This window comes from Streptomyces bottropensis ATCC 25435 (assembly GCF_000383595.1).
Classification (GTDB): domain Bacteria; phylum Actinomycetota; class Actinomycetes; order Streptomycetales; family Streptomycetaceae; genus Streptomyces; species Streptomyces bottropensis.
Genome location: NZ_KB911581.1, coordinates 2935164 through 2955992, shown reverse-complemented (window position 1 = coordinate 2955992; position 20829 = coordinate 2935164). Strand labels below are relative to the sequence as shown.

General features: G+C 69.8%; 17 protein-coding genes and 3 pseudogenes. 8 read left to right on the top strand and 12 right to left on the bottom strand.

What is annotated here, in order from left to right; translation table 11 throughout:
- Positions 1-3 precede the first annotated feature (3 nt).
- The 6 genes and pseudogenes from STRBO_RS0112980 to STRBO_RS40090 all read right to left on the bottom strand — a co-directional run.
- Positions 4-1041, bottom strand: a complete 1038-nt coding sequence (locus STRBO_RS0112980) for a substrate-binding domain-containing protein (protein ID WP_005482526.1) — start codon at positions 1039-1041, stop codon at positions 4-6.
- 36 nt (positions 1042-1077) lie between these two features.
- Positions 1078-2094: an ABC transporter permease gene (locus STRBO_RS0112975; RefSeq protein ID WP_020114289.1), complete on the bottom strand. Its 1017-nt coding sequence runs from the start codon at positions 2092-2094 to the stop codon at positions 1078-1080.
- Positions 2091-3695, bottom strand: coding sequence for a sugar ABC transporter ATP-binding protein (locus tag STRBO_RS0112970; RefSeq protein WP_005482523.1), 1605 nt, complete (start codon positions 3693-3695; stop codon positions 2091-2093). The genes STRBO_RS0112975 and STRBO_RS0112970 overlap by 4 nt, the downstream gene beginning before the upstream one ends.
- A 133-nt stretch (positions 3696-3828) precedes the next feature.
- Complete coding sequence (locus STRBO_RS0112965) at positions 3829-5010, bottom strand: ROK family transcriptional regulator (protein WP_005482521.1); 1182 nt, start codon at positions 5008-5010, stop codon at positions 3829-3831.
- A gap of 174 nt (positions 5011-5184) precedes the next feature.
- Positions 5185-5433 (bottom strand): hypothetical protein, encoded by a 249-nt coding sequence (locus tag STRBO_RS0112960; protein WP_005482519.1) that lies wholly within the window; start codon positions 5431-5433, stop codon positions 5185-5187.
- Between the two features lie 189 nt (positions 5434-5622).
- Positions 5623-5778: pseudogene (locus tag STRBO_RS40090) on the bottom strand (transposase); the annotation flags it as partial.
- Positions 5779-5871: 93 nt separating this feature from the next.
- Here STRBO_RS40090 and STRBO_RS0112950 point away from each other — a divergent pair.
- Entirely contained in the window at positions 5872-7104 is a 1233-nt protein-coding gene (locus tag STRBO_RS0112950; RefSeq protein WP_005482516.1) for an RNA-guided endonuclease InsQ/TnpB family protein, read from the top strand.
- A 57-nt stretch (positions 7105-7161) separates the two neighbouring features.
- Here STRBO_RS0112950 and STRBO_RS0112945 read toward each other — a convergent pair whose 3' ends face one another.
- Positions 7162-7836: a GntR family transcriptional regulator gene (locus tag STRBO_RS0112945; RefSeq protein WP_028796629.1), complete on the bottom strand. Its 675-nt coding sequence runs from the start codon at positions 7834-7836 to the stop codon at positions 7162-7164.
- A gap of 212 nt (positions 7837-8048) precedes the next feature.
- Positions 8049-8987, bottom strand: coding sequence for a beta-ketoacyl-ACP synthase III (locus STRBO_RS0112940; RefSeq protein ID WP_005482512.1), 939 nt, complete (start codon positions 8985-8987; stop codon positions 8049-8051).
- 470 nt (positions 8988-9457) lie between these two features.
- Between STRBO_RS0112940 and STRBO_RS42790 the strand changes: the two are divergent.
- Positions 9458-10265 (top strand): annotated as a pseudogene (locus STRBO_RS42790) (IS5 family transposase).
- A 135-nt stretch (positions 10266-10400) separates the two neighbouring features.
- Here STRBO_RS42790 and STRBO_RS0112925 read toward each other — a convergent pair.
- Positions 10401-11111, bottom strand: coding sequence for a TetR/AcrR family transcriptional regulator (locus STRBO_RS0112925; protein WP_005482508.1), 711 nt, complete (start codon positions 11109-11111; stop codon positions 10401-10403).
- A gap of 140 nt (positions 11112-11251) precedes the next feature.
- Between STRBO_RS0112925 and STRBO_RS0112920 the strand changes: the two genes are divergently transcribed.
- Positions 11252-12706, top strand: coding sequence for a serine hydrolase domain-containing protein (locus tag STRBO_RS0112920; RefSeq protein WP_020114285.1), 1455 nt, complete (start codon positions 11252-11254; stop codon positions 12704-12706).
- 55 nt (positions 12707-12761) lie between these two features.
- Positions 12762-12911: pseudogene (locus tag STRBO_RS44550) on the top strand (IS5/IS1182 family transposase); the annotation flags it as partial.
- 20 nt (positions 12912-12931) lie between these two features.
- Here the strand turns inward: STRBO_RS44550 and STRBO_RS0112915 are convergent.
- Entirely contained in the window at positions 12932-13930 is a 999-nt protein-coding gene (locus STRBO_RS0112915; protein WP_005482506.1) for a glycosyltransferase family 2 protein, read from the bottom strand.
- Between the two features lie 112 nt (positions 13931-14042).
- On the opposite strand from STRBO_RS0112915, the gene STRBO_RS0112910 reads away from it, so the two are divergent.
- On the top strand, positions 14043-14513 hold the full coding sequence (locus STRBO_RS0112910) for a GtrA family protein (protein ID WP_005482505.1): 471 nt from the start codon (positions 14043-14045) through the stop codon (positions 14511-14513).
- A gap of 88 nt (positions 14514-14601) precedes the next feature.
- The gene (locus STRBO_RS0112905; protein WP_005482504.1) at positions 14602-16041 is read left to right on the top strand and encodes a hypothetical protein; all 1440 of its coding nucleotides are present in this window, start codon (positions 14602-14604) and stop codon (positions 16039-16041) included.
- Positions 16042-16119: 78 nt separating this feature from the next.
- Here STRBO_RS0112905 and STRBO_RS43750 read toward each other — a convergent pair whose 3' ends face one another.
- The gene (locus STRBO_RS43750) at positions 16120-16257 is read right to left on the bottom strand and encodes an MFS transporter small subunit (protein WP_005482503.1); all 138 of its coding nucleotides are present in this window, start codon (positions 16255-16257) and stop codon (positions 16120-16122) included.
- A complete protein-coding gene (locus tag STRBO_RS0112895) occupies positions 16223-17557 on the bottom strand; it encodes an OFA family MFS transporter (protein ID WP_005482502.1) in 1335 nt (444 codons plus the stop codon). The genes STRBO_RS43750 and STRBO_RS0112895 overlap by 35 nt, the downstream gene beginning before the upstream one ends.
- A 343-nt stretch (positions 17558-17900) precedes the next feature.
- Between STRBO_RS0112895 and STRBO_RS0112890 the strand changes: the two genes are divergently transcribed.
- Both STRBO_RS0112890 and STRBO_RS0112885 read left to right on the top strand, forming a co-directional pair.
- Positions 17901-18890, top strand: coding sequence for a 2-dehydropantoate 2-reductase (locus STRBO_RS0112890; RefSeq protein WP_005482501.1), 990 nt, complete (start codon positions 17901-17903; stop codon positions 18888-18890).
- A 10-nt stretch (positions 18891-18900) separates the two neighbouring features.
- Positions 18901-20826, top strand: coding sequence for a molybdopterin oxidoreductase family protein (locus tag STRBO_RS0112885; protein WP_005482500.1), 1926 nt, complete (start codon positions 18901-18903; stop codon positions 20824-20826).
- Positions 20827-20829 lie beyond the last annotated feature (3 nt).

The window sequence follows — 20829 nt, the reverse complement described above, 5'->3', positions numbered from 1 at the left end:
TCGTCACTTGAAGCCCGTGGACATGTACTGGTCGACGTTGGCCTTGTCCACGACGGCCGAGTAGAGGGTCAGCGAGGACGGGATCTCGAACTCGGCGAGGCCGCCGACGCCCTTGCCCTGGCCGAGGGCGCGGGCGAGGTCGATCGCGGAGGCGGCCATGGTCGGCGGGTAGAGGACGGTGGCCTTCAGCACCCCGTCGTCCTTCTTGATCGCCTGGAACGCGGAGAGCGCGCCCGCGCCGCCGACCATCAGGAAGTCGTCGCGCCCGGCCTGCTCGATGGCGCGCAGGGCACCCACGCCCTGGTCGTCGTCGTGGTTCCACAGGGCGTCGAAGTTCGACTGGGCCTGGAGGAGCTGGGCCATCTTGGCCTGGCCCGACTCGACCGTGAACTCGGCGGCCTGGCGTGCCACCTTCTTGATGTTCGGGTAGTTCTTCAGCGCGTCGTCGAAGCCCTTGGTGCGCTGCTTGGTCAGCTCCAGGTTGTCGAGTCCGGCCAGCTCGATGACCCGGGCGTCGCCCTTGTCCTTGAGCTGCTCGCCGATGTAGTGCCCGGCGTTGAGCCCCATGCCGTAGTTGTCGCCGCCGATCCAGCAGCGGTACGCCTGCGGGGAGTTGAAGATCCGGTCGAGGTTGACGACGGGGATGCCGGCCCGCATCGCCTTGAGACCGACCTGGGTGAGCGCCTTGCCGTCGGCGGGCAGCACCACCAGGACGTCGACCTTCTTGTTGATGAGGGTCTCGATCTGCCCGATCTGCTGGGCGGTGTCGTTGGAGCCCTCGGTGATCTCCAGCGTGACGTCCTCGTACCGCTCGGCGCGGCTCTTGGCGTTCTGGTTGATCGCGTTGAGCCAGCCGTGGTCGGCCTGCGGTCCGGCGAAGCCGATGGTGACCGCCTTGCCGGGCTTGTCGTCGGCGGCCGGCTGCTTGTCGGCGGCCGGGTCGTCCTTGGCTTCGTTGCTGGTGCAACCGGCGAGGAGGGCGCCGGCCGAGACGGCGGCGGTTCCGAAGAGCAGTCTTCTGCGGCTGGTGTTCTCTGGCATGGCGGTGGACCTTTCCCGTGTCGGCTCTTCGGTGTCTCAGGTCGTGCTTGCCGTACGTCGTTGGACCAGGACCGCGGCGACGATGATCGCGCCCTTGGCGATCTGCTGGACGTCGCTCTGCAGGTTGTTGAGCGCGAAGATGTTGGTGATCGTGGTGAAGATCAGGACGCCGATGACGGAGCCGGTGATGGTGCCCCGTCCCCCGCTGAGAAGGGTTCCGCCGATGATCACGGCGGCGATGGCGTCGAGTTCGTAGAGGTTGCCGTTGGTGTTCTGGCCCGAGCCGGACAGCACGATCAGCAGGAACGCGGCGATGCCGCAGCACAGCCCGGAGAGCAGGTACAGATAGAGCCGCTGGCGGCGGACGTCGATGCCCGCGAGCCGGGCCGCCTCCGCGTTGCCGCCGACGGCGACCGTGCGCCGGCCGAAGGTGGTGCGGTTCAGCACGAGCCAGCCGATGATCGTCACGACCGCGAAGACCAGGACGAGCGGCGGGATCCCGAGGACGTACGCCTCGCGCTCGCCGAGCTCCAGGACGGAGTCGACGGTGACGACCTGGGTGCTGCCGTCGGTGATCTGCAGGGCGAGTCCGCGGGCCGAGGCGAGCATGGCGAGGGTGGCGATGAAGGGGACCACCCCGCCGTAGGCGACGAGCAGCCCGTTCACCAGCCCGCAGCCGACGCCGACGATCACCGCCGTGAAGAGGATGCCGGCGAATCCGTACTCCTGGGTGGCCACGGTCGTCGCCCACACGGACGCCAGGGCGACGATCGCGCCGACGGACAGGTCGATGCCGCCGGAGGTGATGACGAAGGTCATGCCGACGGTGACGACACCGATCACCGACGCCTGGGTGAGGACGAGTTGGAGATTGCGGGTGTCGAGGAACTCGTCGGGTCTGGTGAAACCGCCGATGAGGATCAGCGCGGCGAGGACACCGAGGAGCGAGAGGGTGCGGACGTCGGCGCGGAACACGCGGGCCCGCCAGGCGGGCGGTGCGTCGACAGGTGTCACCTTGTCCGTCCCTCGGGGCGGGGACACGGGCTGGGTCATGACGCCGGGCTCCCTTCACCGGTCACGGGGCTCCCCGCACCGGCCACCGGACTTCCCGCACTGGCCGCCGGACTTGCCACACTGTCCACCGGGCTTCCTTCCATCACGAGGTCGAGGACACGGTGTTCGTCCAGCTCACGGGCGGGCGCCGTATGCACGACCCGGCCCTCGCGCAGGACGAGCACCCGGTCGGCGAGGCCGAGGACTTCGGGCACCTCGCTGGAGACCAGCAGCACGGCGAGCCCTTCGTCGGCGAGCCGGCGCACCACCGCGTACAGCTCGGCGCGGGCGCCCACGTCGACGCCCCGGGTGGGCTCGTCGAGCAGCAGGACCCGGCAGCCGCGCAGCAGCCAGCGGGCGAGCACCGCCTTCTGTTGGTTGCCTCCGGAGAGCGTGCGGACCGGTACGTCGGGATTGTCGGGGCGCAGGGACAGCTCGCGGGTCGCGGCCCGTGCGGCGCGGTGTTCGGCGCTCCGGTCGATCCAGCCGACGCGCGCGAAGCGGCCCATCGACGACACGGAGACGTTTCTGGTGACGGACTCCAGCATCAGCAGCCCCTGCGCCTTGCGCTCCTCGGGGGCGAGCCCGAGCCCGGCCCGTACGGCGGCGCGTACGCTGCCGGGCCTCAACGGCCGCCCGTCGACGCTCACCCAGCCCGCCGTGGGCTTCCGGGCGCCGTAGATCGTCTCCAGGATCTCCGACCGCCCCGAGCCGACGAGTCCGGCGAGGCCCACGATCTCGCCGGGCCGCACCTCCAGGTCGAGGGGCTCGAACTCACCGGCGCGCGCCAGCCCCCGCACCTCCAGCACGGGTGCGCTCCCGGTGGGCGGCGCGACGGGCCGGTCGGGGAAGACGTACTCGACGTTCCGTCCCGTCATCAGCGCCACGACCTCGCGCGTCGGCGTGGACTTCGCGGGCAGCCCGCCGGCCACGGCCCGCCCGTCCTTCAGGACGGTCACGCGGTCGCCGATCCGCCGGATCTCCTCCAGGCGGTGCGAGATGTAGACGACAGCCACCCCGGCGGCCGTCAGGTCCCCCACGATCCTGAACAGGTTGTCGACCTCGTCCGGATCGAGCGCGGCCGACGGCTCGTCCATCACGATCAGCCGTACGTCGTGGGAGAGCGCCCGCGCCATGGAGACGATCTGCCGCTGCGCCGCCGACAACTCACCCACGAGCCGCGCCGGATCGACCTCCGGGTGCCCAAGCCGCTTGAGCAGGGCGGCTGTCGACGCACGCGCCGCTTTCCCTCGTACGACGAAACCGGCGGCCGTGGGTTCATGGCCGAGGTGGACGTTCTCGGCCACCGACAGGCCCTCGACCAGGTCGAGTTCCTGGTAGATGGTGGCGATCCCGAGGCTCATGGCGGCGATCGGGGACTTCAGGGTGGCGGGCTCGCCCCGCCAGGTGATGGTGCCGTCGTCGGGCTGGTGGGCGCCGGCCAGGACCTTGATCAGGGTGGACTTCCCGGCGCCGTTCTGGCCGAGCAGACAGTGGACCTCTCCGGCCTGGACGTCGAGGTCGACGCCGTCCAGGGCCCGGACTCCGGGGAACGACTTGGTGATGCCGGACATGGTGAGCAGCGGTAATTCTGGTGCCATGAGTTCCCCTTGGCGGGCGTGCGGGCCGGTTGCAGGGCGTTGCGCGTGCGTGGGCAGGCGTGTTCAGGGCAGGGCGGGGCGACGCGGGGCGGAGCGGGGCGCCGACCGGTGAGGCCTTGTGGTGGGAAACGGCCTACGCGGGTGAGAACAGGTGGTCGCTGATGAGGCGGGCCGCGCCGATGACTCCGGCGGTGGGTCCGAGTTCCCCCAGCACGATGGGCAGGTTGTTGGTGGCGAGGGGAAGTGACTGGCGGTAGACCTGGGTGCGGATCGCGGCGAGCAGGGTGTGGCCGAGGCCGGTCACCCCGCCGCCGATCACGACCAGGCCGGGGTTGAAGAAGCTGACGAGTCCGGCGATGACCTGGCCGGTGCGGTTGCCGCCCTCGCGTATGAGGTTTAGGGCGGTGGCGTCGCCGGCGGCGGCCGCGGCGGCCACGTCGACGGCGGTCAGGGTGCCGTTGATCTCCAGCCGGGAGGCGAGTTCCACCGAAAGTCCCTGCTGGGCGGCGTCGTTGGCGTCGCGGGCGAGGGCGGCGCCGCTGAAGTGGGCCTCCAGGCAGCCCCGGTTGCCACAGGCGCAGGGGCGGCCGTCCGGTACGGCGAGGATGTGCCCGATGTCGCCGGCACTGCCCGTCGTCCCGCGGTGGACCTCGCCGCCGACGACGATGCCGCAGCCTATGCCGGTGCCGATCTTGACGCACAGGAAGTCGCCCACGGAACGGGCGACGCCCGCGTGCTGCTCACCCATCGCCATGAGGTTCACGTCGTTGTCGACCATGACGGGGCAGCCGAGTTCCTGGCTGAGCGCCTCGCGCACCGGGAACCCGTCCCAGCCCGGCATGATCGGCGGGGCGACGGGGACGCCCTCGGGGAAGCGGACCGGTCCGGGGACGCCGATACCGGCGCCGTCGAACCCCTCCGCGAGCCCGGAGGCGCGCAGCTTGGCGGCCATGGACAGCACCTGTTCGAAGACGGCGACCGGGCCGTCCCGTACGTCCATGGGCTGGTTGATGTGGCCCAGGATCTCCAACTCGGCGTTGGTGACGGCGACATCGATCGAGGTGGCACCGATGTCGACGCCGAGGAAACGGAGTTGGGGGGCGAGCCGGATGTTGTGCGAGCGGCGCCCACCGCGCGAGGCGGCGAGTCCGTCCGCCACGACGAGCCCCGTCTCCAGCAGCCGGTCCACCTCCACGGCCAGCTTCGACCGCGAGAGGTCGACCCGGTCGCCGAGCTGGGCCCGGGAGTTGGGCCCACCGTCCCGCAACAGCCGCAGCAGCCTGGCCTGGTGCGCGTTGGCAGGTCGAGCTGTCATACGTCTCACAAGCCCCTCCCCGCCTCATCGGCACCGCCGTGCTTGGCTTTCGAGGGGAACGTAGCAGCGGCTGCCGGGCCTGGGAAGAAGTCGCGCAGCAATTAGCGCAGACTTTCTCCACTGAGAGGACAAAGGAGACCGTGTGGGGACGCCGAGGGGATGCGAGGGGTCCGGTCAGCGAGTGAAGCGGTCACCCTGGATCGAGAACCAGGCGGACGGACCGAACACACCGATCTCCTCGAAGCTCGTCGGCTCGCCCATCTGATCGCGCTTCACCGGACGCACGGCCCGGTACACGGCCACGACGCCATGCGGCAGCAACTCGTAGCTGTAGGTGTGAGCCACCTTGTCCCTGTCGAACGACTCGTCGGTGAAATGCTTCGCCGGACGACTCTGGTCATTGAACTCGATGTACACGGCCATCGGACGAACCTAGCCGCCGGCCGGCCTCCCCGCCCGCTACCGGGATTCATTCGCAGTGCATCGGCCTTCAGGCCGGTGGTGAAGCGAATCTGATAGTCGCGACGCGGAGCGTCGCAGCTGTTCGTCCGGCGGAGCCGGGCACCGTGCGGCCGCCGTGACGGCTCGCTCCCGGCAGAGCCGGGGCACAGCTCACACCGGCGGGTTCTGCTGTTCGATGTACTGCCTCACCACGGACAGCGGGGCGCCGCCCACGGTCCCGACGAAGTACGAGCCCGACCACAGCTTGTTGGCCCGCCAGTAGTGACGCACCAGGTCGGGGAACTCCTGGCGCAGCCGGCGGGAGGAGACGTTCAAGTGGACATGCATCACAAAAGCACAGTGCGACCAGTTCTGATCGTCTGCATCTCACCCATAACCCAAGTATGTAGGTTGGCCGTCATGCAGCTCAGGTACTCCTTCCGTCTCACCCCGACTCCGGGCCAGCGCACCGCGCTGGCCCGCGCGTTCGGGTGCGCACGGGTGGTGTACAACGACGCCATCGCCGCCCGCGAGAAGGCACGCGCCGAAGGACGCAAGCCCCCGACGATGGCCGAGCTGTCGGCCATGCTGATCACGCAGGCCAAGCAGACACCCGAGCGGGCCTGGCTGGCCGAGGTCAGTGCGGTGGTGCTCCAGCAGTCCCTGCGGGACCTCGGCGCTGCCTATGCGGCCTTCTTCGCGGGCCTGAAGGGCGAGCGTAGGGGCCCCAGGGTGAAACCTCCGGCGTTCAAGTCCCGCAAGGGCAACCGGCAGTCCATCCGCTTCACCAAGAACGCCCGCTTCAAGATCGACGACAAGGGGCGCCTGGTCCTGCCCGGGGTGGGTACGGTCCCGGTCCGCTTCTCCCGCACCCTGCCCTCCACCCCCTCCAGCGTCACCGTCATCAAGGACGCGGCCGGACGGTACTTCGCCGGCTTCGTCATCGAAACCGACCCCGCCACCGACCTGGCGGCCGCACCCGATGCCGACGACCTCCCGACCGTCGGCATCGACCTTGGACTCAAGCACTTCGCCGTCCTGTCCGACGGCACGAAGATCGCCTCGCCCAGGTTCCTGCGCAGGGCGGAGAAGAAGCTGAAGAAGGCCCAGCGCGAGCTGTCCCGTAAGGAGAAAGGGTCGAAGAACCGGGCCAAGGCCCGGCAGAAGGCCGCCTGCGCCCACGCCGAAGTCGCCGACGCACGCCGCGAATTCCACCACCACCTGTCCACCCGCATCGTCCGCGAACACCAAGCGGTCGCCGTGGAGGACCTGGCGGTCTCCGGAATGGCACGCACACGGCTGGCCAAGAGCGTGCACGACGCGGGCTGGTCAGCATTCGTGAACATGCTCCAGTACAAATGCGAACGGTACGGACGGACCTTCGTCCAGATCGGCCGGTTCGAACCGACCACCCGCCGCTGCTCACAGTGCGGCCACATCGACGGCCCCAAACCCCTGCACATCAGGGAATGGGACTGCCCCGCATGCGGTGCGCACCTGGACCGCGACATCAACGCCGCGATCAACGTCGAACACGCCGCTGGACAAGCGGTACATGCCCGTGGAGCGCCCGGAAGACCCTGGCCCAAGGCCATGGCGGGGCGTGAAGAAGCAGGAAGCCAAGGAATCCGCACCTGGGACCGCGCCGCGTAGCGACGCAGCACCAGGCCGGAAGGCCAGAAGCCCCTCCCTTCAGGGAGGGGTTGCATGTCAATTCTCCCGCTCGTGGTACGTCTTGCGCGTGTGTTCCGTGTGCGCTCGCATGACCTGCGTCGCGCGGGCCTCGTCGCGGGCGGCGATGGCGGCGATCAGTTCGCGGTGTTCGATCCAGGACTCGTTGCCGCGCTGCCGGGCGACGGGCGTGTAGTACCAGCGGACCCGGCGGTCGACCTGGGCGGCGAGTTCGGCGAGGACCGTGTTGCCGGCCAGCTCCATGACCTTGGCGTGGAAGCGGGCGTTCAGGGTGACGGCCGCGTCCACGTCGTCGGCGCCGACGGCCCCCTCGCCCTGCGCGCAGAGTTCCTCCAGGGCCGTGATGCCCGCCGTGCCGGCGTTCGCCGCGGCGAGGCGGGCGGCCTCGGCCTCCAGCAGGGTACGGACCGTCAGCAGTTGGTCCGCCTCCGCCTCCGTCGGCTCGTGGACGAAGGCGCCCTGGGCGGGCCGGAGGTCGACCCAGCCTTCGGTGTTGAGGCGCTGCAGGGCCTCGCGCACGGGCTGCCGGGACACCCCGAGGTGCCCGGCGAGTTCGCTCTCGACGAGGTGCTGGCCGGGGCGCAGCGCGCGCGTGGTGATGAGTTCGAGCAGGGCCTCGTAGACGCGGTCGCGCAGCGGGCCGGGGCGTTCGAGCTTGGGCACCGCCCCTTGCGGAAGTCCTGTCGACAACATCGGGTCCCCCTCCAGAGCACCACTGGGTGTACTGCACACGGAAAGCCGACGGCCCGTACCGGAAAGAACTGGAAAGTCCGAGTCAACGGCCAGTATGGATTGTCTTTCGTCTACAGTCTACGACCCGCGATGACCAGAGGACCGACGAGTACGCCTCGTCACACCGCCGCGAGCGGCACCCTGGCGGCACCGCGAACGACCTGCTCAGCCACTCACGGGCAGCGGACCACCTGTCCGGCGTACGACAGGTTCCCGCCGAAACCGAACAGCAGCACGGGGTCGCCGCTGGAGATCTCGCCGCGTTCGACGAGCTTGGAGAAGGCGAGGGGGATGCTCGCGGCCGAGGTGTTCCCCGAGTCGACGACGTCCTTCGCGACCACGGCGTTGACCGCGCCGATCTTCGTCGAGAGGGGCTCGATGATCCGCAGATTGGCCTGGTGCAGGACGACCGCGGCGAGGTCGGCGGGCGTGAGTCCGGCCTTCTCGCACGCCGCGCGGGCGATGGGAGGCAGCTTGGTGGTGGCCCAGCGGTAGACGCTCTGGCCCTCCTGCGCGAAGCGCGGCGGGGTGCCCTCGATCCGCACGGCGTTGCCCATCTCGGGCACCGATCCCCACAGCACCGGCCCAATGCCGGGTTCCTCGGCGGCCTCGACGACGGCCGCGCCCGCCCCGTCCCCGACGAGGACGCAGGTCGTGCGGTCGGCCCAGTCCGTGACCTCGGACATCTTGTCGGCGCCGATGACCAGTGCCCTGGTGGCGGCCCCCGCGCGTACCGCGTGGTCGGCGGTGGCCAGGGCGTGGGTGAACCCGGCGCAGACGACGTTGACGTCCATGGCGGCCGGGTTCGGGATGGAGAGCCGGTTCGCGACCCGGGCCGCCATGTTCGGGGAGCGGTCGATGGCGGTGGAGGTGGCGACCACGACCAGGTCGATGGCCTCCGGGCCGAGACCGGCCGAGGCCAGTGCCTTGGCGGCGGCGTGGCCGGCCAGCTCGTCGACCGGTTCGTCGGGTCCTGCGATGTGCCGTGTGCGAATGCCCACCCGGCTCGTGATCCACTCGTCACTTGTCTCGACCAGATCCGCCAGGTCCTTGTTGGTGAGCACCTTGGCGGGCTGGTAGTGGCCGACGGCGACGATGCGCGAGCCGTTCATGAGTGGTTCCCCTCGTAGCCTGTGGTCAGCGGGATCCACCAGTCTGATCAGTGACTCACGGGTATGAGGGCGGCCGAGGCGACAGTAAAGCGCGGCCCAAGTTGTGGGCTTCCGTCAGAGCCCCGATGAGTACTGGCCGCGTGGCGATTGCGTTGCGGTGACCGTCGTCGTACGCCCGACCACGCGACCGCCCGCCGGTGGTGCGCACAGCCCGGGGAGCTGGGCGGCCGTGTCGTCCGGGGTGGTGGTCAGGGTTCCTCGGGTCCCAGGTGACGTGCGGGAACCAGCGGCCGTTTCCCCGGTGGCCCGACCGGCGGCGGCCATACCGGGTGTTCGGCCCGGGCTCGGGCGGGCCGCCGACGTCGCCGTACCGTCCGACCGGGACGACGACGGCAGCACGTGGCCGGGACGGCGGTGCAGGTCGGGGTAAGACGTCGTTTCCTTTGGCGGGCTGGCTCGTTGTGCTGAGCATGACGAGTCTCACTGAACGGCTGGTGCCGGATGAGTTGTGGGAGTTGTTCCGCAGGGTGGTGCCGGAGACGGTGGTGATACGCCCGCAGGGAGGTGGCCGTCGGCGGGCGGGGGATCGTGAATGTCTGGCCGCGATCGTGTTCGTGGCGACGTCGGGGTGCACGTGGCGGCAGGTGCCGCCGTTGTTCGGGCCGGCCTGGCCGACGGTTTACCGGCGTTTCGCCCGCTGGAGCAAGGACAGGGTCTGGGCCCGTCCGCACCGGGTCATCCTGGATGGACTCGGCACCCGGGGAGAGCTGGACTGGTCGCGTTTCGCTGTCGACTCGGTGAGCGTCCGGGCCCTCAAAGGGGGCTTTTGACCGGACCGAATCCGACCGATCGCGGTAAGAAGGGATCGAAGATCCATCTCGTCACCGACCGGCCCGGTCTGCCGGTCGCGGTCGCCATCTCCGCTGCGAACGCCCACGACAGTCTCGCTCTGCAGCCGCTCGTCGCGTCGATACCCCCGGCCCGAAGCCGTCGGGCCCCCGTCGTCGACGACCCGACAAGCTCCACGGGGACAAAGGCTACGACTACCCCCACCTGCGGCGGTGGCTCCGTGAGCGGGGCATCGCACCTCGGATCGCCCGTCGAGGGATCGAGACATCACAGCGACTGAGACGTCACCGATGGGTCGTCGAGCGGACCATGTCCTGGCTCGCAGGCTGCCGCCGGCTGCACCGACGCTACGAGTCCAAGCCCGAGCACTTCCTCGCCTTCACTGCCATATCCACCAGCCTGATCAACTATCGCCGACTCGCCAAGTGAAGCGAGGTCCAAGTCGAGGTTGCGCTGCCCAAGCGGTTCACGTGGTGCAGCCTCTCGTATGCCCCGGGTCTTGGCGGGTCGGCCCATGCGGCTCAGGAGATCGTCAAGCGACTTCATCCGGGCTCGCTCGCGATGTCACCGTCCGGTGGGGCGAGAACCACCGTCATTGCCTTGCGTGAGCCGGCCGGCGAGGCCGTCGAGGATCCGGTCGAGTCCATATGCGAAGCGGTCCTCGCGCACCTGCCGCGGGTCTACCTCCTCACCGAAGTCCGGGCTGTGGCCCGACAGCCATTCGCGCTCGGAGACACCACTGCGGGCGATCAGCGAGAGGTACGCGGCCTCGCTGGTGGCGATCCCGACGACGTAGGACATGAGCGCCCCAGCGGCTTGGTCCTCCTCACCTGCAGGGAAACCGGCCGCCTGGAACTGCGCGAGGAGACCCGATGTCATGCGGACGGCGTTCGGGCCGACGTGGAGTAGCCCGACCTGGCCGAGTTCGGGGCCGACCCAGGGGTGGCGCAGGACCATTGCCCGCAGGTCGGTGGCGGCGCGGGCGACCGCCGTGCGCCATGTCCCGTGGGTGGCGGCGGCCGGCGGGTCCAGCTCACCGAACACATCGTCCACGGCTAGCTGGATCAGCTCGTCCCGATTGGCCACATGCCGGTAGAGGGAAGTGGCCCCGGCCTTCAGACGAGTTCCGAGCTTGCGCATGCTGAGCGCCTCCACCCCCTCCACGTCCAGCAGCTCGATCGTCGCGGTCACGATCTGCTCCCGCGTCAGCTGCTCTCGCTGCGGGCGATGCGGACGTGTCCACACCGAGGTGATCGGCTTGGCGTCGCGAGGCATGCGCGCTCACTCCCGTCGGTCGATCCGCTTGCTTGTCATCCCTCACCGTAGCGACACCGTACGCGTGTTGCGAACGAGGATCCTCGGTGCGTACAGTGTTCGCATCGAGGATCACCGTGCGCAATGGAGGGGAGTCGGCTGTGCTGAACGGTACGAACTTTGACGAAAAGGGCGACTGGAGTGCCGAAGGGGCGTGGGGCACCCGTAACTCGACCGGGCGGAAGCTGGATCTCGCCCGGTGGCAGGCCCGCCTCGACCAGCTCTGCGCCGAACACCACGTGCCGGGAGCGTCTTTGGCCGTCCTCGTCGACGGGACCGTCCACGAGTGCGCGAGCGGCGTCCTGCATCGCGGTACGGGCGTGGAGACGACGACCGAGTCGGTTTTCCAGATGGGATCCATAGCCAAGATCTACACGGCCACCCTGGTCATGCGGCTCGTCGAGGACGGCCTGCTGGACCTGGACGCACCGGTCACGGACGTGCTGCCGGAGTTTTCCGTCGGTGGCCCCGCGGCGACCGCGATGATCACCGTCCGCCGGCTGCTCAGCCACACGAGCGGTCTCACCTGCGACTTCAATCACGACAGCGGGCGCGGCGACGACTGCCTCGCCAAGTACGTCGAGGCCGCGAAGGACGTGGCGCTCGACTGCCCGCCCGGCAGCGCGATCTCGTACAGCAGCGTCGGCTACAACGTGCTCGGCCGGATCATCGAGGTGGTGACCGGCAAGGTCTGGGACCAGGCCCTCAAGGACCTGCTCCTGACCCCGCTCGGCCTCACTCGCACCATGACGCTGCCCGAAGAGGCGCTGCGCTTCCGCGCGGCCATGGGACACCTGGGCGAGCCCGGCCAGGCGCCGGACCCGGCGCCGGAGTGGGACATGATGCCGCGATCGGCGGGCCCGTACGGGAGGGTCATCGCCACTGCGGGCGACCTCGCCCGGCTCGCACGGATGCACCTTGCCGGCGGCGTGGCCGAGGACGGCACCCGCGTGCTCTCCGAGGAGACGGTCGCCCTGATGCAACGCCGGGTGGTGGACTGTCCCGACAAGTGGACGGTCAGCTCGGACGGTTGGGGTCTGGGCTGGACCCTGTACGACTGGAACGGCGTCGAGGGCTACGGCCACGACGGCGCCTCCATCGGGCAGTACGCCTACCTGCGCGTGGTGCCCTCGGCCGACGTCGCCGTCGCGCTGCTCACCAACGGCGGCGGTGCGCGTGAGGTGTACGCAGCGCTCTACCGCGAGCTTCTCGCCGACCTGGCCGGGGTGACCATGCCGGATCCCTTCGCCCCGTCCGCCACGCCACCCGTGGTGGACTGGACACCGCTCATCGGCACGTACCGGCGCGAGGGTGTGATCATCACGGTGACCGAGAAGGACGGCTCCGGGCACGCACTCTACGAGTTCGTCGACGGCATGAAGGACCTCTCAAAGCCCCTGCAGATCAACCTGCTGCCGGTCACGGAGACGGCCTTCGCCGGCACGGGCGTGGGTTCAGCCTTCAGCACGGACTACACACCGGTGATCTTCTCCGCCCTGCCCGACGGCACACGCTGCGTCTACATCGGCATGCGTTGCGCCCCCAAGACCGGCTGATCGGCCGCGCCGACCGGCCGGTGCGGCCACGGACCAGCCAGCCACCGCATCGAAGTCGCAGCGACTGGGCGGACACCTCTGGTTCGTCAAGCGCACCAAGTCCTTGATCTCCGGTTGCCGCCGACTGCACCGACGCAACGAGTGCAAGCCCGAGCACTTCCTCGCCTTCACCGTCATAGACACCAGCCCGATCAACTATCGCTGACTCGCCAAGTGAAACGACGTCTAAGGACGCTCCGAGATGTTCCTGGCGGGGACGGGACCGGTGCCGGGCCGGTGGCCGGTGTAGCGCGGTGGCCGGCCCGGCGCCGCGTAGGCGAGGTGCACGAGGCGGGAGTGTTCCTGACGCATGCGCATCAGGGACTCCAGGATGTACCCGACGAGCAGGACGAGCACCGCGATCGTCATGATCGCGGCGGCGAGGATCGCCGTGGGGATGCGCGGCACGGTGCCCGTGCGGACGAAGTCGGCGATGACGGGGATGCCGAGGACGACCGAGACGAAGGCCAGGACTCCCGCGACCACGGTGTGGACGAGTGAGGGCCGCTCGCGCCGGGCGAGATCGAGGATGACCCGCAGGATGCGCCAGCCGTCCCGGAAGGTGCGCAGTTTGCTCTCGCTCCCGGCGGGCCTGACCCGGTAGTCCACCTCCAACTCGGCTGTGGGGAGCCGGAGGTGGAGGGCGTGGATGGTCATCTCGGTCTCGGTCTCGAACTGGCGGGCCAGCGCCGGGAAGGACTTGACGAAGCGGCGCGAGAAAACGCGGTAGCCGCTCAGCATGTCGGTCACGTCGTTGCCGAACAGGGACCGCACCGCGCCGGTGAGCAGCCTGTTGCCGGTCGCGTGCCCCACCCGGTAGGCGGCGCTGCCCGTCTCGCGGCGGGCGCCGACCACCTGGTCGTACGGCCCTTCGAAGAGCAGGTTGACCAGGTCGCGCGCCCGGGACGCGTCGTAGGTGTCGTCACCGTCGATCAGGAGCAGGGCGTCGGCGTCGACGTCGGCGAACGCCCGCCGGATGACGTTGCCCTTCCCCTTGCGCGGTTCCTCGCGGACGATCGCACCCGCCTCACGGGCGACCTGCACCGTGCGGTCCGTCGAGGCGTTGTCGTACACGTAGATGAGCGCCTCGGGGAGCGCCGTCCGCAGGTCGCGCACCACCTTGCCGACAGCGGCCTCCTCGTTGTGACACGGCACGACACACGCGATCGTCGGTTGCACGGCCACTCCCTACCTGACCCGGCGTCGGATGACGACAGAATTACGAGTGATGAGAGGAAATAATGCGTTATGGGCGCGTCCGGACGGCCGGGACGCGCCGGGTCGTTACTCTCGCCGTGTGCTGGTCCTCGTATCCACGGCGCTGCGTGTGCGTGACGCCATCCGGGGCGTCTGGCGCGAGGCCGCCAAGTTCGGGATGGTCGGGGCGCTGGCCTTCGCGGTGGACAACGGCGGCTACAACCTGCTGGTGTTCGGCCTTCCCGGCGGCACGGAGGGCGGGGTGATGGGGGCCGCCCCCGTACGGGCCTCCGTCGTGGCGACGACCGCCGCGGCGCTCTTCAGCTGGGCGGGGAACCGCTACTGGACCTACCGCCACCGGCATCGCGCGAACATGACGCAGGAACTGGCCCTGTTCCTGTTCGTGAACGTGGTCGGCGTCGCCATCACCGCGGGCACGGTCTTCGCCTCGCGGCAGGTGCTCGGGCTGGAATCGATGGGCAGCGACAACGCGGCCCGCGTCTTCGGCTGGGTCCTCGCCACCCTGTTCCGCTTCTTCACCTACCGGCGCTACGTCTTCGTCGCACCCTGATCCGTGTCGCGCTCCGATCCGCGCCGCACTCTGCTCCGCGCCGCGCCCTGACCCGTACGGTCCCGTCGACGCTGTTAGCATCCGCCACATGGGACGAAAGGTGCATATTCAGGGCGAAAAGCACTGGATCTGGTGGCTGACCGCTGTCGCCGTGGCGTGCTGCGTGGCCACGAGCATCGTCTTCACCCCCGGGTTCATGAGTCCCGACAGCATCGACCAGCTCCGGCAGGCCATGGGCAGGACGCCGCTGACCGACTGGCATCCACCCGTGCTGAGCCTGCTGTGGCGCGCACTGATCGCCGTCACCGGCACGCCCGCGTCCATGGCCGTCCTCCAGTCCGTCGTCCTGTGGGGCGCGCTGTGGGTGCTCGCCCGGTGCGTCTGGGAGATGACCGCGAGCCGTGCCGGTTCGCTCGCCGTCCTCGGCCTCGGACTGACTCCCCCCGTGCTCACGTTCGTCGGCGTGGTGTGGAAGGACGTGCACGCGGCCTGCGCGCTGCTGGCGGCCTGCGCGGTGGCGTTCGTCGGGCTGCGGCTGCGGGACAGCGGCCTGTCCGCCCGGACGCGCTGGGCTCTGCTCTGGCTCGGCGTGTTCTTCCTCGCCTACGCCGTGCTCGTGCGCAAGAACGCCTTCCTCGCCGCCATTCCGATGTTCGTCCTGCTCGTCCTCGCGCTGTGGCACTCCCCCGGGCGTCGCACGTGGGCCGCGTGCACGGCGGCGCTGGTGGCCGCCGTCGTGCTGCCCGCCGCGGCGATCTCCATGTTCGCGCGGCCCGTGCAGACGGATCAGGGCGCGCAGATCCTGCTCGACGATCTCGTCCACGTCCTGACCGTGGAGGAACTGCGGTCGGCCGACGTCCGGCCGGAGCTGCGGGACCGCCTGGTGGCCGCCGCCGAGGAGTGCGACCGCGTCGACGCCGTGTCGGACGCCTACTGGGCCTGCTACCAACGCTCGCCGGACGGACTGTCCCGGGACGCGGACCAGCTCACCTCCCTGTGGCTGCGCGAGATGCCCGGACACGCCTCCGGCTACCTCCAGTACCGGCTGCGGCTCTTCACCGCCCTGCTCTTCGAGACGGGCTACGTGTACCAGCAAGGTGTCTTCGCCAACGACCTCGGCATCGAAGTGGCCCGCCCCCGGCTCGAAGCCACCCTCGCCTCGTACGTCGTGGGCGCGGCCACCGATCTGCGGCCGCTCTTTCGGGGGTGGTTCTGGCTCGCCGTCGCGCTCGTGCTCACCATCCGGCCGGGCCGGGGGAGGTTCTCCCTGCCGATCCGGGCGCTGGGCATCAGCTCCTTGGCCTACGTGCTCGGCTACCTGCCCATCGTGCCGGCGACGAACTACCGCTACGTCTACTGGCCGGCGCTCGCCTGCGCGCTCGGTCTCCTGCTGCTCTGGCTGGACCGCGCCGCCCCCGACCGGCCCACAGCCGGCTCCGGCGTCCGGCGCGACAGCGCCGCCGTCACCCTCCCCACCGCCGTGACGGCGCATCGGCCGACGACCCCCGAGGACCGGTCCGCGACGTGAGTGTGCCGATGCCGATGCCCGGGTCTCGGCACAGGCATCGGCATCGGCATCGGCATCGGCACAGCACGGTCGCGGCGCTCACCCGGTGAACAGTTGCGTGGCCTTCCGTACGAGTTCGTACAGTCCGTAGGCGAGCGGTACGCCCACCCAGATCCACGCGAAGACGATCAGGGGGCGCCGGTCAGGCGGATTCGGACTGCTGTCGCTGGACGACATCGGTGGCCTCCCTCGGGGCGGGGATGTGGAAGCGGGGGTCGACGGGCCGGACCAGCTCGTTGGCGACGAAGCCGATCACGAGCAGGCCGATCATGATGAAGAAGGACGTGCCGTACAGGTCGGGGCCTGACTTGCCCGCCTCCTCCTGCCGGTCCGCGATCCAGTTGACGATCAGCGGTCCGAGGACGCCGGCGGTGGACCAGGCGGTGAGCAGCCGGCCGTGGATGGCACCGACCTGGTACGTGCCGAAGAGGTCCTTCAGGTAGGCGGGGATCGTGGCGAAGCCGCCGCCGTAGAAGGACAGGACGACCAGGGCGCAGATGATGAACAGCGGCTTGGAGGAGTCGCCGAACTGGGCGATCAGCAGATACATCAGCGCGCCGACGCCCAGGTAGACGCGGTAGATGTTCTTGCGTCCGATCAGGTCGGACGTCGAGGACCAGACGATCCGGCCGGTCATGTTGGCCGCGGAGAGCAGCGCGACGAAGCCGGCGGCCGCGGTGACGGTGACCGGGGTGGAGGAGTCGGCGAAGAAGTCCGTGATCATCGGGGCGGCCTTCTCCAGGATGCCGATGCCCGCGGAGACGTTCATGCAGAGGATGACCCACAGGCACCAGAACTGCGGGGTACGGATGGCGTTGCGGGCCGAGACCTGCGGACCGTCCAGGACGCCCGGTCCCGTGTCGACCGGCCTCTCGGTGCGCGGCACCCGTACCAGCAGCACCCCGAGCAGCATGAACACGGCGTACGACAGTCCGTGGACCAGGAAGGCGACGGCGATGCCGGAGGAGTCGGAGCCGAAGGACTCCAGCATCTGGGCGGACCACGGCGAGGCGATGAGCGCGCCGCCGCCGAAGCCCATGATCGCGATGCCGGTGGCCATGCCGGGCCGGTCCGGGAACCACTTGATCAGGGTGGAGACGGGCGAGATGTAGCCGATGCCGAGGCCTATCCCGCCGACGAAGCCGTAGCCGAAGACGATCAGCCAGTACTGCTCGGTGGCCGCGCCGAGCGAGGCGATCAGGAAGCCGGAGGAGAAGCAGAGCAGCGCCACCGTCATCGCCCAGCGCGGCCCGTTGCGCTCGACGAGGGTGCCGCCGAACGCGGCGGACAGACCCAGCATGACGATGCCGAGCTGGAAGGGCAGTGCGCTCTGGGTGCCGCTGAGGCCGAGCGCGGATTCGAGCGGCGGCTTGAAGACGCTCCAGGCGTAGGCCTGCCCGATGGAGAGATGAACGGAGAGCGCGGCCGGGGGGACGAGCCAGCGGCTCCAGCCCGGGGGTGCGACGGGGGGACTCATGATCCCGGACGGTAGGGAGTGCCGAAGGGGGTTGGAAAGGCGGCGCGTCGGCCGTATGCGGTGAGCGGTATGCAGCGCGCGCCGAACGGTCGTTCCTCGGCCACCCACACGGCCGGGCACCTGGCACCGCCGTGCCGGAGGCCGGCCACCGTCATACCCGGGTAACGGCCACCCTCATGCCCGGGTACCGGCCACCGTCATGTCCGGGCAATGCCTTGCCCGGCCGTTGCGTGAACCCTTGCCGCTCCAACTTCCATACTGTAGACAATATTTCGTCGACAGATTTAGGTAGCGAAGCGTGCCCTCTCCGCGGTATCCCTCGACCGAACGGAGCTCCCTCACCATGAAAGTCGCAGTTCTCGGCGCCGGTGCGATCGGCGCCTACGTCGGCGCCGCGCTCCACCGCGCCGGCGCCGACACGCACCTCGTCGCCCGTGGACCACATCTCGCGGCCATGAGGCGGGACGGGGTGCGGGTGCTCAGCTCGCGCGGGGACTTCACCGCCCGCGCCCACGCCACCGACGACCCGGCCGAGATCGGCCCGGTCGACTTCGTCTTCCTGGGCCTGAAGGCCCACTCGTACGCGGCGTGCGGGCCGCTGATCGAGCCCCTGCTCCACAGCACCACGGCGGTGATCGCCGCCCAGAACGGCATCCCCTGGTGGTACTTCCACCGGCACGGCGGCCCGCACGACGGCCACCGTGTCGAGAGCGTCGACCCGGGCGGCGCGGTCAGTGCGGTGCTCGCGCCCGAACGGGCCATCGGCTGTGTCGTCTACGCGGCGACCGAGCTCGAAGGGCCCGGTGTCGTACGGCACCTGGAAGGCACCCGCTTCTCCGTCGGCGAGCCGGACCGTACGGTCTCGCCGCGCTGCCGGGCGTTCAGCGAGGCCATGGTCGCCGGTGGGCTGAAGTGCCCGGTGGAGCCCGATCTGCGGGGCGACATCTGGATCAAGCTGCTCGGCAACATCTCGTTCAACCCGATCAGTGCCCTGGCCAGGGCGACCATGCGGCTGGGGGCGCCCCCTCCGGGGGAGTGTCTGCACGGCGGCACCCGCCAGGTCATCGAGACGATGATGGCCGAAACCCTGGCCGTCGCCCGGGCGCTGGGCTGCGAGGTCGGTGTCTCCATCGAGCGGCGGATGGCGGGCGCCGAACGCGTCGGCGACCACCGCACCTCCACGCTCCAGGACCTGGAGCGCGGCAGACCGCTGGAACTCGACGTCCTGCTGGCCGCCGTCGTCGAGCTCGCGGACATCACGGGTGTCGAGGTGCCCACCCTGCGCACCGTCCACGCCATCTCGGACCTGCTCGCGCTGAGGAGCGCGGCATGAGGAGCGTCGTATGAGGAAACGCGACCGGACCCCGAAGACCTACACCCGGCTCACCCATCCCCTCGTCCGCGACTGCCGCGACGAGCCCTTCAGGCGGGCGAGTTGGGAGGAGGCGCTGGACCGCGCCGCACGGGGCCTCGCCCGCAACCGCGACGCGTTCGGCCTCTTCTCCTGCGCCCGCGCCACGAACGAGATGAACTACGTGGCCCAGAAGTTCGCCCGCGTGGTCATGGGCACCAACAACGTCGACTCCTGCAACCGCACCTGTCACGCGCCGAGCGTGGCCGGCCTCTCGGCCGCCTTCGGCTCGGGCGGCGGCACCTCCTCGTACGAGGAGATCGAGCACACCGACGTCATCGTGATGTGGGGCTCCAACGCCCGCTTCGCGCACCCGATCTTCTTCCAGCACGTACTCAAGGGCATCCACAACGGCGCCCGGATGTACGCCGTCGACCCGAGGCGGACCTCCACCGCCGAGTGGGCGGAGAGCTGGATGGGGCTGAACGTCGGCACCGACATCCCGATGGCCCACGCGATCGGCCGGGAGATCATCCACGCGGGCCTCGCCAACGAGGCGTTCATCGAGCGGGCGACCAGCGGCTTCGAGGAGTACCGGGCGCTCGTCGAACCGTGGACGCTGTCGCTGGCCGAGAAGGTGACGGGCGTACCGGCCGCCGCCGTCAGGGAGTTGGCGCACGCGTACGCCCGGGCCGAACGGGCCCAGCTGTGCTGGACGCTCGGCATCACCGAGCACCACAACGGCACGGACAACGTCCGCGCGCTGATCAATCTCTCGCTGCTCACCGGCCACGTGGGCCGCTACGCCTCGGGCCTGCAGCCCCTGCGCGGCCAGAACAACGTGCAGGGCGGCGGCGACATGGGCGCCATCCCCAACCGGTTGCCCGGCTTCCAGGACATCCTCGACCCGGAGTCCCGGCTGAAGTTCGAGTCGGCGTGGGACACCGTCATCCAGCCGCACCACGGGCTGAACCTGACGGAGATGTTCGAGGCCATGGAGGAGGGCTCGCTGAAGGCCGTGTACTGCATCGGGGAGAACCCGGCGCAGTCCGAGGCCGACAGCGAGCAGGCCGTACGGCGGCTCGGGCAACTGGACTTCCTCGTGGTCCAGGACATCTTCCTGACAAGAACGGCCCAGCTGGCGGATGTCGTGCTGCCCGCGACCGCCGGATGGGCGGAGACCGACGGCACGACCACCAACAGCGAACGGCGGGTCCAGCGGGTCCGCCGTGCCGTCACTCCCCCGGGCGAGGCCCGCGAGGACATCGACATCATCTGCGACCTGGCCTCGCGGCTCGGGCACGAGTGGAAGTACGCCGACGCCGAGGCCGTCTGGAACGAGCTGCGGTCGGTGTCGCCGGACCACTACGGGATGACGTACGAACGGCTCGCGCGGGAGCAGGGCATCCAGTGGCCCTGCCCGGACCCGGACCGGCTCGAACCGTCCTATCTGCACGGGCGGTTGTGGGACCCCGACCCCGCGCGCCGGGGCCCGCTCGCGCCCTTCGGGATCGTGCGGCACGATCCGCCGGTGGACCTGACCGACGAGCGGTTCCCGATCCGGCTCACCACCGGGCGGCGGCTCGACTCGTACAACACCGGTGTGCAGAGCGGCGGTTACGCCTCGCCGCTGCGGCGCGGGGAGTACATCGAGCTGTGTCCGGAGGACGCGGAGCGCTACGGGGTCGCGGTGGGCGAGGAGGTCCAGGTGTCCTCGCGGCGCGGATCGGTGGTGGCGCCCGTGTGGATCGACCTCGCCCTGCGGCCCGGCCTCGCCTTCATGACCATGCACTTTCCCGACGAGGTGGACACCAACCAGCTGACGATCGAGGCCAATTGCCCGATCGCGGGCACGGCGGAGTTCAAGGCGTCGGCGATCCGGATCGAGAAGCTGCCCGTCGCGACCATCGTGAGGTGATGT